We start from the raw sequence: 14,114 nt of genomic DNA, 5'->3' as shown, positions 1-14,114 counted from the left end.
CGGCCACCCCGTTCGCCTCACTCGCCGAGGACGACCGTGCGCTGGGCGGAGAAGTCACCCCACTTCCCGTCGGGCAGCTTCGCGCGGATCTTCAGCGAGTAGCGGGTACCGCGCGGGTCGCCGACGGTGAGCCGGTAGCTCGCCCGCCCCTCGGGCGGGGCCCCGCCCCACACGATCGTGGTGGTCAGCCGGCCGTTCATGAACAGCTGGTACGCGGGGATCTCCCCGCCGGTCTCCGGCTGTTCCCAGTCCAGGTCGATGGCGTACTCCTCACCCTGGACACGACTGCCGACCCGCAGGTCGGTGGGGGCGGTGGCGGCCGGGGCACCCGGGGCGGACCCGGTCGTGAGGTCGACGGCGTTGCTGTCCGGCGAGGAGGTGTCGGCGGCGTCGCGGGCCCGGACGGTGAAGGTGTAGACGGTGCCGGGGCGCAGCCCGGTCAGGTGCGCGGTGGTCCGGTCGCCGGGCACGCTGTGGATCCGGGAGTCCTCCTGGTAGATGTCGTACGAGGTGACGCCGACGTCGTCCGTCGAACCGCCCCAGGAGAGGTTCACCGCCCGGCTGCCGTCCACCGTGCCGCGCAGCTCCACCGGACGGGTCGGCGCCTCCCGGTCGGCACGGGTGGCGGCGGGCGTGGTGACGCGCGCGGCGGCGCTGGGCGCGGAGAGGTTCCCGGCGGCGTCGCGAGCCCGGACCGTGAAGGTGTGGGCGGTCGACGCGGTCAGCCCGTCGACGTCGATCATCAGCTTGGCCGCCGGGACCGACTTCACCCGCTTCCCCTCCCGGTAGACCTCGTAGCCGGTGACCGCCCGGTCGTCCGAGGCTCGCTCCCACATGACGTGCACGGAGGTGGCGCTGCTGGCCTGCGCCGTCACATGACCCGGCACCGTCGGCCCCTCGGTGTCGGCCCCGGGGGCGGATTCACAGGCGGTCAGCGCGGCGAGCAGGACGACGGAGCAGGCCAACGCGGCGGTTGCGTGGGGGCGTTGCACGGGTGCGCCTTCCAGCCGGGGGCAATGGTCCAGACCTGTATCGCACGACGCGGGGGTCGTCGACAAGAGGACGGATCGGAACGTTCCGCAATGTGCCGGTGTGACCGCGCGTCCCGCGGGGCGGGGCGGTGGCACTCCGCCGGCGGGGCGCCGTCATGTCGTACGGTCGTCCGATGCTGTGCATACGAGGGATCGTGCTGCCGGAGCGCGAGGAGCGCGTCTTCCTGATCGACGGCGGAGTGCTCCGCGCGGGCGGCCCGCCGGGCGGCCTCTCGGGCCGGGACGTGGAGATGGTCGTGGACGGCGGCTGGCTGCTGCCCGGCCTCGTCGACGTGCACACGCACCCCGGCACGACGGATCCCCGTGTGCCCTTCGACGAGGGGATGCTGCGGCGGCAGTTGACGGAGCACCGGGACGCCGGGGTGCTCGCGGTACGCACCCCGGGCACGGCGCGGCGGATGCCCGGCTGGGTGACGGATGACCCGGAGCTGCCGCGTGTGACGTCGGCGGGGCGGTGGCTGGCCACGCCCGGCCGGTTCATCCCCGGCTTCGGACGCGACGTGAGCGAGGCGGAGTTGGTGCGGGCCGCCGTGGAGGAGGCGACCGCCTCGTCCGGGTGGTGCAAGGTCATCGGGGACTGGGCCGCCGACGAACCCGCCCTGCCGCTGCCGCTGTTGACCTCGGTGGTGGAGGCGGTGCACGCGGCCGGCGGCAAGGTGGCGGTGCACTGCCAGACCGCCGAGGGCACCCGCAACGCCGTACTGGCGGGCGCCGACAGCCTGGAGCACGGCATGCATCTCGATCCGGCGCTGCTGGACCGGATGGCCGCGCGGGGCACGGCGTTCGTGCCGACGCTGAGCGTCTTCGCCGCCGGGGTGGACCGGATGCGGGCCCGGGAGCCGGGCGTGCGCCGCGATCTGTGGCTGGCCGGGTGGGACGGCATGCTCGACAATGTGCGCGCGGCCCACGAGGCCGGTGTCACGGTGCTGGCGGGGACGGACTCCTTCCCTTGCGGGACGGTCGCGGGCGAGATGGAATGGCTGGTACGGGCCGGGCTGCCGGCCCACGCGGCACTCGGTGCCGCGTCCTGGACGGCACGGGCCTGGCTCGGACTGCCGGGCCTCGTGGACGGCGCGCCCGCCGACCTCGTCGCATACGCCACCGACCCGACCGAGGACCCTGCCGTGCTGAACCACCCGAGCCGGATCGTGCTCCGTGGACGCGTCGTGCGATGAGCGATGAGTTCGGGGCGCGGGAGAGGTCTGCACTGTATGGACACGCACACCGAGACGATCCCCACGATCGATCTGGAGCCCGCCGCGCGCCGGCTCGCCGCCCTGCTCGACGGCATCGACGAACGGCGACTGGCCGGTCCGACGCCCTGCCCCGACTACACGGTGCGCAAGCTGCTCGCCCATGTGGTCGGGCTGAGCACGGCCTTCCGCGACGCGGCGCGCAAGGACCTCGGGCCGACGACCGACACCCCACCGGCCGATGCCCCGCCGGTGCTCCCCGACGACTGGCGCGAGACGCTGCCGCCGCTGCTGGACGAGCTGGTGGCGGCCTGGCGCGCCCCCGACGCCCGGCAGGGGATGACCAGGGCGGGCGGGGTGGATCTGCCGGSCGAGGTGGCGGTGGTGGTCGCGCTGGACGAGCTGGTGATCCACGGCTGGGACCTGGCCCGTGCGACCGGTCAGGAGTACGAGCCGGACGAGGCGAGCCTGCGCGTCTCGCTGGCCCTGCTGACCCCTGACGACGACGCTCCCCGCCCGGCGGACATCTTCGGTCCCCCGGTTCCGGTCCCGGCCGGCGCGCCCCTGCTCGACCAGACCGTCGCCATGAGCGGCCGCCGCCCGGACTGGCGGCCGGGCGCCTGAGCCACGCCGCCCCCGCACCGGACCACGCCCGGCACGGGGGCGCGGTCCGGCCCGGTCGCGGTCCGGTGCCGACGACGGCGCGCCGGGCGGTCAGCCCAGGCTGCGCGCCGCCTCGCGGGCCTGTTCCCGCAGTTGTTCGTCGGCCGGGCATATCGTCGGCTCCACGCCCGAGGACCGCACCCGGAGATCCTGTTCGGCCAGGGCCGTCAGCCTGCGCCGGTGGTCCTCGGTGAGGGCGGCGGGGCCGAGGAGGACCAGGGCCTCCAGCGCGAGTTCCGTGTCGGCGTCCGCCTCCGCGGAGTCCAGGAGCAGACCGGCCGTACGCGGTCCGTCGAGGGTTTCGGGGGCGATCGCGTGCAGGGCGAGCACCGCCGCCGGAACGTGCGCCCGGTCGGTCAGCAGCCCCTCCAGCGCGGGCACCAGCGGCCGGGCCGCCCCGCCCATGACCGCGGCCGCCCGCGCGGCCCGGCGGAACGTCCAGCGCATCCACATGTTCCCGGTCTCCGCCAGCACACCGGCCAGCACCGGCACCGCCTGCGCGGTGTCCCCCGTGATCCGCCACAGGGCCGACGCGACCGCGATGTCGCAGTCCATCCGCGGGGTGGTGCGGCCGTTCCCGAGGTCGCTGAACGCGGCCCGCAGGGCCGGTACCAGCTCCAACGCCTCCGCGCCCAGCCCGGCGGCGAGTTCCGCGGCCTCCTGCACGTCGTCGCCGTCGGCGAGGCACGCGGCGACGGCCGTCCTGAGCGGCCCGGTCTCCCCCGTCAGTTCGCGCAGCGCCTTCGCGGCGGCGAGCCGGCCGTTCCCCGGCCCGGAAGCGGCGGCGGTCAGCAGCCGTGCCGTCTCCGTACGGTGTTCCGGCGGGCAGACCGCGACCAGCGTCCTCGGCACGGCCGCCGGGAAACGCGGCAGCACGGACCGCAGCTCGGGCAGGGCGGCCGCCGCCCCGCTCCCCCAGGATTCGAGCAGGGACAGCAGGTGAACGGGCTCGTTGCCCTCGACGTCCTCGACGACCAGCCGGGCACGGACCGCGGCCAGCAGCGCGTCGTCGCACGGCAGGGGCCGGGTGCCGACCACCACCCCGAACAGGGGGCCGCCCACGGCGCGGAGCGCTCGCGGGCGCCGTCCCAGGTCACGGGCGAGGAGCGGCGCCGCCAGGTCGGGGGCCACGAGGACGAGCGTCTCCAGGGCGCAGTCCGCCGGATCGCCCCCGCCCCGGGCGATCCGGGCCAGCTCCGGGGCGGCCGCGGCGGCGTACGGACCCAGCTTCTGGAGCAGCGAGTACGCAGCGGGCAGGGTGTCCGGATCGGCGGCCAGCGCCGGCACGGCGTCCGCCAGCCGCCGCGGGGCGCTGCGCGACAGCAGACATGCCTGCTCGGCCGCCCACAGCGCCTCCGTGCGCGCCTCGGCGGCCGTGCTGCGCAGGGCCGCGTCGAGCAGCGCGTACGCCGCGTCCCGGTCCGCGTCGGTGTCGCGGAGCAGCAGTGTCTCGACGACGTACTGCAGGGGCTCGTTCCGCTCCTGGTCGAGGTGGTCCACGACCAGTCCGTTCGCGGGCAGCAGGGACAGCATCGCCCCGTGGTGCTCGGGGCCCCAGGGCAGGCCGCCGTCCACGCAGGCCAGCAGGGCCGCGACGCGCACCTCGTCCGGCTCCCGCCCGCCGATGACCGCGCCCGCCCCGGCCGCGGTGCCCGTCGGGTCCAGACGCGCCATGGCCCCGATCAGCTCGGCCCGCACCCGCGGGTGCTCCTCCGTCCCCCGGCGCCGCCGGAGCACCGGCAGCACCCGATCGGCGGCACCGGTCATCGCGGCGGCCCACACCGCGGCGCACCGGAGCCCCGGCTCCTCGGCGTCGACCGACGACAGGATCAGCGGCAACTGGTCCACGACGGCCGCCCGGCAGGCGGCCTCGTCCGTGTCCCCGTCGTCCGCGCCGCCCTCCGCTATCCCGCCGAGGAGGACCAGCAGGTCCTCCGTGCGGTACCCGGCCCCGGCGAGCCGCGCGAGGTAGGGGACGGCGTGGGCCGTCGCCCCGTAGACCGAACCCTGGTGCAGGATGGCGGAGTACAGCTCGGAGATCGCCTCGCCCGCGGCCTCCTCGTCGTCGCCCGCGAGCGCCCGCAGGTGCCCGGAAACGTCGTCGGCGGGGCCGTAGGCGTGCTGCAACTCCGCCCAGGGCTGCGCGTCGACGTCGGCGAAGAACAGTTCGAGATCCATGCGACGGATCATGGCACCCGGCACTGACATCGAGCCGGTGCCCGGGTTCCGGTGGTCGCGGCCCGGGCACCGGCCGACGCCCCGCCGGGCCGTCCTTCCGCGGGTCCGTCCGGCCATCGGAGCTCGTTCCCACGGCTCCGGCCGGGCGGAACGCGACCTGGCGGGAGCCTGACCGGAAGCCCCTTCGATGCCCTGTCCGCGCCGCCCGGCCGGCGCCCGCCCTCGGCGGGGAGGTGGTGTCGGCACGGCATCGGAGGTCGCGGCGGACACCGTGGGCCGGGAGGTGTCCGGCGAAGTGGGAGGCGGGAGACCGGTCATGTGGCCGAGGGCGCTGCCCGGCCGGGCCGGCCGGGCAGCGCCCTCGGGGTTCCGCTCCGCGCGCGAGGCGGTCCGCGCACGTCGCCTACCGCACGGCGACGTAGTCCCCGGTCGACGACTTCGTCCCGGAGGTGGAGTTCCCGTAGTACGTCCACCGCCATGTCCCCGGCCCGGTGGCCTTCACCGTGGTCCTGAGCTCCCCGGTCCTGCTCGACGTCGCTTTCTTGACCGTCGTGTACGAGGAGGCGCCCGCCGCCTTGAACTGCAGGCTGACCGTGCGGCCCGCGTATCCCTGGTACGTGTGGGTGTCCCAGTTCGCACGCGTGACCCGCCCGGTCACGGTGATCGTCCGCCCTTTCGCGACCGGCTCCGGCGAGGCGTTGACCGTGACGCGGGTGGCCCGCTTGACCTGCAGCGGGAGGTCCTTGTCGTCGGTGTCGTGGGCGTCACCGGCGAGAAAGACCCGGGCGGCGGTCCGCCAGGTGCCGGCGTCCTCGTTCCCGAAGTCGAGGTTCCGCGGGTCGATGTACAGCCATTCCTCGAAGTCGCAGATCCCTTTCGCCCTGTCCACGACCTTGCAGTCGCTGGTGATGACGGCGCTGTGCAGGGTGTCCCCGGCATCGGGCTTCCCCCGGTAGGGGAACACCGTCGGCCCGGGGTCGTATCTGAGTTTGGTCGTCATCCGGAAGGTCGCGTGCACCTCGACCTCCTCCTTGACCCCGATCACGATCGGCTTCCCGCCGTTCACCGAGACCCGGCTGAAGGAGACCCCGCCCTCCGCCGCCCCGGCCGGCACCGCCGCCATCCCCGTGAACACGATCGCCGCCCCACCGGCCACCACCGCTTTCCACATCGTTCTCGCCATCCTCGAACTCGCCCTTTCCCCTGTGCCCCTGACCGAACGCGCAGGCGCCCCGCCGGAGGTCCGTCCTCACGGCTGACTGTGGGACAGGAGAGGGCCGCGCGCGGTTGTACGCGGCGCGGCAACGATTTGATCACCACGGCATCGCCCGGTTCCGGTTCCCCGCGTCCAAACCCTCGGCCGACGGGCGCCAGAAGCGTCCGCCCGCCCCCCGCGCACGCCGGTGCGCACATCGCGTGAACTGCACTTTCACTGCTGCTCGAACGGAGTGCCCGACCCGTGACCGGACGGTCCGCGGCCGCGTTGGGGTCGACGGACGGCTCGCGCCGACGCGATCCGGAACACGGAGGAGAGAACCGCATGGTGAAGAAGATGATGCTGGCCGCGACGGTCCTGGCGGCCGGTCTCGGGCTCGCCCTGAGCCCCGCCGCCCAGGCCGTGCAGAGCCCCGTCGCGGCGCAGGCCGCGAAGGCCGCCGCAGTGGTCTGCACCGTCAACGACAACGGGGTGAACTTCCGCGGCGGGCCCGGCTCCAACTACCCGGTCCTGGGACAGGTGAACCGGGGTCAGAAGCTCAACGCCCGTGGCCAGGACGGCAGCTGGGTCATGGGCGACCTGTGGGGCGGCCCCACCGGCGTCTGGATCTACGTGGGCTACCTCGACTGCTGAGACCGGGCGCGCCCCGGTCCGTGCCCCAGCCCCGTACCAGGCCCGGATTCCGGCCCGCCCAGGCCCCGCGTCGCGCACTCCGCGCGGCGCGGGGCCGTTCCGCGTTCCGGGGGAAGTTCTCAACTTCCCCCTGCCGAGGGGTGTACGACCCTCGCTCCATCCTGATAGGAAAGCTTCCTAACAGACCGACGGAACGAAGAACTCCCTCTGGAGGACTCTGGTGCACGCTCCCCATAAGCGCGCCGCACGTCGCAACGCCCGTCCCGTGCGCATCGCGGTCGTCGTGCTCGGGCTTTCCCTCACGGCGATCCCCGTCGCAGCCCACGCCGGTGCCCCCACGCACCGGGCGACACCGCAGTCCTCGGCGGTGGTCCGGCCTGCCGCGACCGTCGCCGCGGCGACCGGTCTGGACGACCCGGCGAAGAAGGAGATCGCCATGCAACTGGTCTCCAGCGCCGAGAACTCCTCCCTCGACTGGAAGGCCCAGTACAAGTACATCGAGGACATCGACGACGACCGCGGCTACACCGCGGGCATCATCGGCTTCTGCTCCGGCACCGGGGACATGCTCGACCTCGTCGAGCTGTACACCGAGCGCAAGCCCGACAACGTCCTCGCGAAGTACCTCCCCGCCCTGCGGAAGGTCGACGGCACCCCCTCGCACGAGGGCCTCGACCCGAACTTCACCAAGGACTGGGTGAAGGCCGCGTCCGACTCGGCGTTCCGGAAGGCGCAGGACGACGAGCGCGACCGGGTGTACTTCAACCCGGCCGTCAAGCAGGGCAAGGCCGACGGCATCGGCACGCTCGGCCAGTTCGCGTACTACGACGCCATCGTCATGCACGGCGACGGCGGCGACAGCACCGGTTTCGGCTCCATCCGCAAGCGCGCCCTCTCGAAGGCGAAGCCGCCGTCCCAGGGCGGTGACGAGGTCACGTACCTCAACGCCTTCCTGGACGCCCGGGTCTGGGCGATGAAGCAGGAGGAGGCCCACGAGGACACCAGCCGGGTGGACACCGCCCAGCGGGTCTTCCTGAAGAAGCGCAACCTGAACCTCGACCCGCCGCTCGACTGGAAGGTGTACGGCGACAGCTTCCACATCGGCTGACCCGTCCGGAGCTCATGACCGCGGCCGGTACGGCGGCACCCTCAAGTGCCGCCGTACCGGCCGCCGCGTCGTACCGGCTCGGGTCAGTGCGCGCCCACCGGGGCCGCCACCGGCCGGTCCCCGTCCCGCTCGGGCGTCTCCTCGTCCGGCTTGCGGCCGAGGTGGTTGAAGGCCAGGTTGAGCACGATCGCCACCACGCAGCCGGTCGAGATGCCGGAGTCGAGCACGACGAGCAGGTCCTCGGGGAACGCGTGGTAGAACTCCGGCGCGGCGATCGGGATGAGGCCGACGCCCACGGCCGCGGCCACGATCAGCGCGTTCTCGCCCTTCTCCAGCGCGGCGGCCGCCAGGGTCTGGATCCCGSTCGCGGCGACCGAGCCGAACAGCACGATGCCCGCGCCGCCGAGGACCGGCAGCGGGACGAGCGCGATGACCGAGGCCGCGACCGGGACCAGCCCGAGGACGATCAGGATGCCGCCGCCGGCCGCCACCACGAAGCGGCTGCGCACCTTGGTCATCGCGACGAGGCCGATGTTCTGGGCGAAGGCGCTGCACATGAAGCCGTTGAAGAGCGGGCTGATGGCGCTGCCGAGCGTGTCGGCGCGCAGGCCGCCCTCGATGGTCCGCTCGTCCGCCGGCCGGTCGACGATCTTGCCGAGTGCGAGCATGTCGGCGGTGGACTCGGTCATGCAGACCAGCATCACGATGCTCATGGAGACGATCGCGGCGATCTCGAACTGCGGCGCCCCGAAGTGGAACGGGGTGGGGAAGCCGATCGGGTCGGCGTCCCCGAGGGCGCCGAAGTCGGTGATGCCGACCGGGATCGCGATCAGTGTGCCGATGACCAGGCCCAGCAGGATGGAGATCTGCTGGAGGAATCCGCGCAGCAGTTTCCGCAGCGCCAGGACGATCACCAGGGTGACGGCGGCCATGGTGATGTTGGTCGTGGAGCCGTAGTCCGCGGCCTTGGCGTTGCCGCCCTGGGACCAGTTGAAGGCGACCGGCAGCAGTGACACGCCGATCAGGGTGATCACGGTGCCGGTGACGACGGGCGGGAAGAAGCGGACCAGTTTGCAGAAGTACGGGGCCAGCAGGAAGCCGAGCAGGCTGGCGACGATGATCGCGCCGAAGATGACGGCGATGCCGTCGTGCCCCCGGTCCTTCCCGATCGCCACCATCGGGGTGACCCCGGCGAACGAGACGCCGTTGACGAACGGCAGCCGGGCGCCGATGCGCCAGAAGCCGAGGGTCTGGAGCAGGGTGGCGATGCCCGCGGTGAACAGGCTCGCCCCCATCAGGAAGGCGGTCTCCTTGGCCGTGAGGCCGACGGCGGGCCCCACGATCATCGGCGGGGCGACCACGCCCGCGTACATCGCGGCCACGTGCTGGAGGCCGCTGGTGAACATCTTCAGCGGGGGAAGCGTCTCGTCGACCGGATGTTTCCGGTCCGCCGAGGACGGCCCGGGGGCGGGGCCGGTGTCGGGTGCTGCGACTGCGTCGTTGTGAAACCTGGGCTTAGCTGCCACGGCGGTTCCTCCGGTCGGTTACACGCCTGGGGCGGCGTGGGTGTCAGGGAGGTGGTGCAAGTGGGGCGTTGATGCAGGTGGAACGTGACGTGCAGCTGGTGCGGGCAGCTTGGGTCGCCGGTGCGGCGGCGCGTGCGCGGAGGCACGCTCCACCGCACCGGTTTGCCGTGGACCCCTTCGGGGTCCGCGGCGGCCGGTCGAGGGCCGTCCCCCTCGACCGGCCGGTACGGGGGGTCCGGGGCGTGTCAGGCCCCGGCGGCGACCTGCGCGAGGCGGCGGGCCTCGTCGCGGGTGGCGCGGGCGATGGCTTCCTCGTCCGCGGTGATCAGGTGGTTGTCCTCGACGACGGGCCTGCCGTCGACGAGGGAGAGGGTGACGGGGGCGGCGGCGCCGAACACGAGCGCGGTCACCGGGTCGGCGATGGAGGCGTGGGCGAGGGTGTCCAGCTTCCAGAGCACCAGGTCGGCGAGCTTGCCCGGCTCCAGGGAGCCGATCTGCTCGGCGCGGCCCAGGACCTGGGCGCCGCCGTACGTTCCCAGCCGCAGGGCCTGCCGGGCGTTCAGGGCCTTCTCCCGGTGGGCGCCGAGGCGGTTGATGAGGAGGGCGTTGCGCAGTTCGGTGTGGAGTTCGCCGGACTCGTTGGAGGCGGTGCCGTCGACGCCGAGGCCGACCGGGACGCCGGCCGCGAGCATGTCGGGGACCCGGGCGATGCCCGCGGCCAGCCGGGCGTTGGACGAGGGGCAGTGCGCGACGCCCGTTCCGGTGCGGGCGAACGCGGCGATGTCGGAGTCGTTCATGTGGACGCAGTGCGCCATCCACACGTCGTCGCCGAGCCAGCCGGTCGACTCGAAGTAGTCGGTCGGGCCCATCCCGAACAGCTCGTGGCAGAACTTCTCCTCCTCCACGGTCTCCGAGCCGTGGGTGTGCATGCGCACCCCCTTGCGCCGGGCCAGTTCGGCGCCCTGGCGCAGCAGTTCGGTGGAGATGGAGAACGGGGAGCAGGGTGCGGCGGCGACCTGGGTCATCGCGTCGAAGGAGGGGTCGTGGTGCGCGTCGATGGTGGCCTCGGTGCCGGCGAGCGCGCCGTCGAGCGTCTCGACGGCGAAGTCCGGCGGCAGTCCGCCGTCCTTCGCGCTGCGGTCCATGGAGCCCCGGGCGAGGGTGAACCGTACGCCCATGTCTCGGGCGGCCCCGATGATGGCGCCGGACAGGTCGCCGGAGCCGCGCGGGTAGACGTAGTGGTGGTCCATGGCGGTGGTGACGCCGCCGCGGGCCATCATGGCGAGCGAGCCCTGCGCGGCGGCGCGGACCATCGGTTCGTCGATGCGCGCCCACGTCGGGTACAGCGCGACCAGCCAGTCGAACAGGTTGTGGTCGGTGGCCAGGCCTCGGGTGATCCACTGATAGAAGTGGTGATGCGTGTTGACCAGGCCGGGGGTGGCCAGGTGTCCGGTGCCGTCGACGCGGCGCACGACGTTCTCCAGGCCCTCGGGTGCCCGTCCCGCGCCGACGGATTCGATGCGGTTGCCGGCGACGACGATGTGGCCCGAGGCGTACTCGGTGTCGTCGGCGTCGACGGTCGCGATCGAACAGTTCTCGATGACGACGCGTTCCACGTGCTCGGGGGTCGGCGTTGCTGCCATGGCGCTGCTTCCTTCTCTTTCCGGGGGTGCGGGCACGGCAGGACCCTAGGAGGATTTGAGTGCCACGGCCGGGCGGCCGTGGGTGCCGAGATGGTGGAAGAACAGGTTGAGCAGGACCGCGACGAGCGCTCCGGCGCTGATCCCGGAGCCCAGGACGGTCTGTGCCCAGGAGGGGAATCCCGCGTAGAAGCCGGGCGCGGCGAGCGGGATGATGCCCGCGCCGAGGGCCACGGCGACCAGGATGATGTTGGAGCTGTCGTCGAGTCCGGCCTCGGCGAGGGTGCGGATGCCGCTCACCGCGATCGAGCCGAACAGGACGACGCCGGCGCCGCCGAGCACGGGCATCGGGACGAGGGAGACGACCGCGCCGAGCATCGGGAAGGCGCCCAGGACCAGCAGGGTGCCGCCCGCGGCCGCGACGACGTAGCGGCTGCGCACCTTCGTCAGGGAGACCACGCCGACGTTCTGGGCGAAGGCGCTCGTCGGGAAGCCGCCGAAGACCGGGCCGAGCACGGTGGCGATGCCGTCGGTGCGCAGTCCGCGGGTGATGGTCCGGCCGTCGGCGGGCCGGTCGCAGATCTCGCCGAGGGCCAGCATTCCGGCGCTGGACTCGGTCATCAGGACGAGCATGACGATGCAGAGGGAGAGGATCGCGGCGGGGTGGAACTCGGGGGCGCCGAAGGCGAAGGGGGTCGGCAGCGCGGCGACCGGTGCGGAACCCAGCGCGCCGAAGTCGGCGAGTCCGAACGGGATCGCGGCCAGCGTGCCGGTCAACAGCCCCATCAGCAGGGCGATCTGCTTGAGGAAGCCGCGTCCGAACCGCTGGACGAGCAGGATGACGACGAGGGTGAAGGCGGCCAGCGCGAGGTACTTCATGTCGCCGAAGTCGGCGGCTTCCTTGTCACCGCCCTGCGCCCAGGAGACCGGTACGGGCATCAGGGTGACGCCGATCAGGGTGATGACGACGCCGGTGACCAGGGGCGGGAAGAAGCGCAGCAGCCGGCCGAAGAACGGTCCGACGGCCAGGCAGAAGGCACCGGCGACGATCACCGCCCCGTAGATCGCGGGGAGTTGGTGTCCGGGCGCGGTGGTCTCGGCGATGGCGAGCATCGGGGCGATGCCCGCGGAGGAGGCCGCGTTGACGAACGGCAGCCGGTTCCCGGCGAGGCCGCCGATGCCGAGGGTCTGCAGGAGGGTGGCGCAGCCGGCGATCAGCAGGCTCGCCGCGATCAGCCGGGTCATGCCCGCCGGGTCGAGACCGACGGCCTGGCCGATGATGAGCGGAGGGGTGACGACGCCCGCGTACATGGCGGCGATGTGCTGGAGCGCGGCGGGGACGAGCCGTGCGGGGCGGAGCTTCTCGTCCACCGGGTGGACCGAGGTCGCCGGTGGGGTGGGGCACGGGCCGTCTGCTTCCGCGGGCCCGTGTACGGGCTGTGCCATGAGGATTCCCTCCGGTCCGGCCGGTCCCCGTCCGGCGGTGCGCTCGGGACGGGGACCGGCTCGGCGCCGCGTCAGAGGTTGGTCATGTCGACCGGGATCTGCGGCTCGATGCCGTCCCGCAGCACGGTGGCCTCGATCAGGCCGTACGGGCGGTCCGCCGCGAAGTAGACCTCGTTGTCGTTCTTGAGCCCGAACGGTTCCAGGTCCACCAGGAAGTGGTGCTTGTTCGGCAGCGAGAAGCGGATCTCGTCGACCTCGCTGCGGCTGTTGATGATGCGCGAGCCCATCTGGTACAGGGTCTGCTGGAGGGAGAGGGAGTACGTCTCGGCGAAGGCCTGGAGCATGTGCTTGCGCACCTGCTCGTAGGACTTCTCCCAGTTCGGCATCCGCGCGTCGTCGCTGGTCCAGTTGTACCGCCACCTGGCGGACACCTCGGTCGCGAGGATGCGGTCGTACGCCTCCTTGAGCGTCGTGTACTCGTCCTTGACGTAGCCCCAGAACTCGGAGTGCGTGGAGTTCATCACCACGAGGTCCTTGAGCCCCGAGACGACCTGCCACTTCTCGCCGTCGAAGGTGATCTGGGTGGTGCGCGTCTCCTGGCCCCTGCGGACGAAGGAGTGCTTGACCTCGTCGGCGCCGATGAACTGCGAGTTGGCGTCGGAGGTGGCGATGCGCTCCCAGGCGTACTCCTCGATCCGGATCCGGGCCGTCCTGATCGGCTCCTGCGAGGTCACGAAGTGGCGGGCGAGGTGGATGCCGAACTGCTCGGCCGACTCGATGCCGTGCTCCTTGGCGAACGCGTACACCGTGTTCTTGGTGGTGTCGGTCGGCAGGACGTGGGCGTTGGAGCCGGAGTAGTGGACGTCCTCCATGTCGCCGGAGAGCGCGACGGAGACGTTCAGGTCCTTGATGTGGTGGGTGTCGCCGTCCCGCGTGATCCTGACGACGCGGTTCTCGGCCTTGCCGTACTGGTTCTGTCCGAGGACCACAGGGCGGGGCTGGTGGGGATTGACTGTCATGTCGGTGCTAGCTCCCTCGGTAAACGGAGTAGCCGAACGGGTTGAGCAGCAGCGGTACGTGATAGTGCTCGCCCGGAGTGACGGCGAAGGTGATCGCCACCTCCGGGAAGAACACACCGCTGTCCCTTACGCGGGGGGCGTCCTGCTGCGCCTCGGCTTGCTTCTTGCTGGCGAAGTACGTCCCGGTCTCGAAGTCGAGCCGTACGTGGGTGGTGCCCTCCGGCAGTGCCGGCAGGTCCTTGCAGCGTCCGTCCGCGTCGGTCGCGGAGCCGCCGAGTGCCGTCCACGGTGCGTCGGCGCCGCTGCGGGCGGCGAGCGTGACGGCGACGGCTGCGGCGGGGCGGCCGATGCTGGTGTCCAGGATGTGGGTGGACACCGATGCGGTGGCGGAGGTGCTCAAGACCTTCACTCTCCTTCTGATGCGCGTTCTGCGGTACGTG

12 protein-coding genes are annotated in these 14,114 nt (G+C 72.6%); 4 read left to right on the top strand and 8 right to left on the bottom strand.

From position 1 onward, the window contains the following. Positions 1 to 17 precede the first annotated feature (17 nt). Entirely contained in the window at positions 18 to 1,007 is a 990-nt protein-coding gene (locus EAO76_RS35345; protein WP_187438919.1) for a fibronectin type III domain-containing protein, read from the bottom strand. A 158-nt stretch (positions 1,008 to 1,165) separates the two neighbouring features. Here EAO76_RS35345 and EAO76_RS35340 point away from each other — a divergent pair, with 158 nt between their 5' ends. Both EAO76_RS35340 and EAO76_RS35335 read left to right on the top strand, forming a co-directional pair. Next, positions 1,166 to 2,227, top strand: coding sequence for an amidohydrolase family protein (locus EAO76_RS35340; RefSeq protein WP_187438887.1), 1,062 nt, complete (start codon positions 1,166 to 1,168; stop codon positions 2,225 to 2,227). Between the two features lie 36 nt (positions 2,228 to 2,263). Next, on the top strand, positions 2,264 to 2,869 hold the full coding sequence (locus tag EAO76_RS35335) for a TIGR03086 family metal-binding protein (protein ID WP_148840159.1): 606 nt from the start codon (positions 2,264 to 2,266) through the stop codon (positions 2,867 to 2,869). Positions 2,870 to 2,959: 90 nt separating this feature from the next. On the opposite strand, the gene EAO76_RS35330 is transcribed toward EAO76_RS35335, so the two are convergent. Next, positions 2,960 to 5,086 (bottom strand): hypothetical protein, encoded by a 2,127-nt coding sequence (locus EAO76_RS35330; RefSeq protein ID WP_262375959.1) that lies wholly within the window; start codon positions 5,084 to 5,086, stop codon positions 2,960 to 2,962. Between the two features lie 403 nt (positions 5,087 to 5,489). Beyond that, positions 5,490 to 6,269, bottom strand: coding sequence for a hypothetical protein (locus EAO76_RS35325; protein WP_148840157.1), 780 nt, complete (start codon positions 6,267 to 6,269; stop codon positions 5,490 to 5,492). Positions 6,270 to 6,626: 357 nt separating this feature from the next. Here EAO76_RS35325 and EAO76_RS35320 point away from each other — a divergent pair, with 357 nt between their 5' ends. Both EAO76_RS35320 and EAO76_RS35315 read left to right on the top strand, forming a co-directional pair. Beyond that, positions 6,627 to 6,935, top strand: coding sequence for an SH3 domain-containing protein (locus EAO76_RS35320; RefSeq protein ID WP_148840156.1), 309 nt, complete (start codon positions 6,627 to 6,629; stop codon positions 6,933 to 6,935). Positions 6,936 to 7,155: 220 nt separating this feature from the next. Further along, positions 7,156 to 8,043, top strand: coding sequence for a chitosanase (locus EAO76_RS35315; protein WP_148840155.1), 888 nt, complete (start codon positions 7,156 to 7,158; stop codon positions 8,041 to 8,043). Between the two features lie 83 nt (positions 8,044 to 8,126). On the opposite strand, the gene EAO76_RS35310 is transcribed toward EAO76_RS35315, so the two are convergent. The 5 genes from EAO76_RS35310 to uraH form a co-directional block, all read right to left on the bottom strand. Beyond that, on the bottom strand, positions 8,127 to 9,569 hold the full coding sequence (locus tag EAO76_RS35310; RefSeq protein WP_148840154.1) for a nucleobase:cation symporter-2 family protein: 1,443 nt from the start codon (positions 9,567 to 9,569) through the stop codon (positions 8,127 to 8,129). Between the two features lie 245 nt (positions 9,570 to 9,814). Continuing rightward, complete coding sequence (locus tag EAO76_RS35305) at positions 9,815 to 11,212, bottom strand: 8-oxoguanine deaminase (protein WP_148840153.1); 1,398 nt, start codon at positions 11,210 to 11,212, stop codon at positions 9,815 to 9,817. 45 nt (positions 11,213 to 11,257) lie between these two features. Next, the gene (locus EAO76_RS35300; RefSeq protein WP_148840152.1) at positions 11,258 to 12,655 is read right to left on the bottom strand and encodes a nucleobase:cation symporter-2 family protein; all 1,398 of its coding nucleotides are present in this window, start codon (positions 12,653 to 12,655) and stop codon (positions 11,258 to 11,260) included. 71 nt (positions 12,656 to 12,726) lie between these two features. Beyond that, the gene (pucL, locus tag EAO76_RS35295; protein ID WP_148840151.1) at positions 12,727 to 13,674 is read right to left on the bottom strand and encodes a factor-independent urate hydroxylase; all 948 of its coding nucleotides are present in this window, start codon (positions 13,672 to 13,674) and stop codon (positions 12,727 to 12,729) included. Positions 13,675 to 13,681: 7 nt separating this feature from the next. Beyond that, positions 13,682 to 14,074 (bottom strand): hydroxyisourate hydrolase, encoded by a 393-nt coding sequence (uraH, locus tag EAO76_RS35290; protein WP_148840150.1) that lies wholly within the window; start codon positions 14,072 to 14,074, stop codon positions 13,682 to 13,684. Positions 14,075 to 14,114 lie beyond the last annotated feature (40 nt).

This window comes from Streptomyces sp. sk2.1 (assembly GCF_008120935.1).
In the GTDB taxonomy this organism is placed as follows: domain Bacteria; phylum Actinomycetota; class Actinomycetes; order Streptomycetales; family Streptomycetaceae; genus Streptomyces.
Note: the sequence above shows the minus strand (reverse complement) of the source record. Positions and strands in the feature narration are given on the sequence as shown.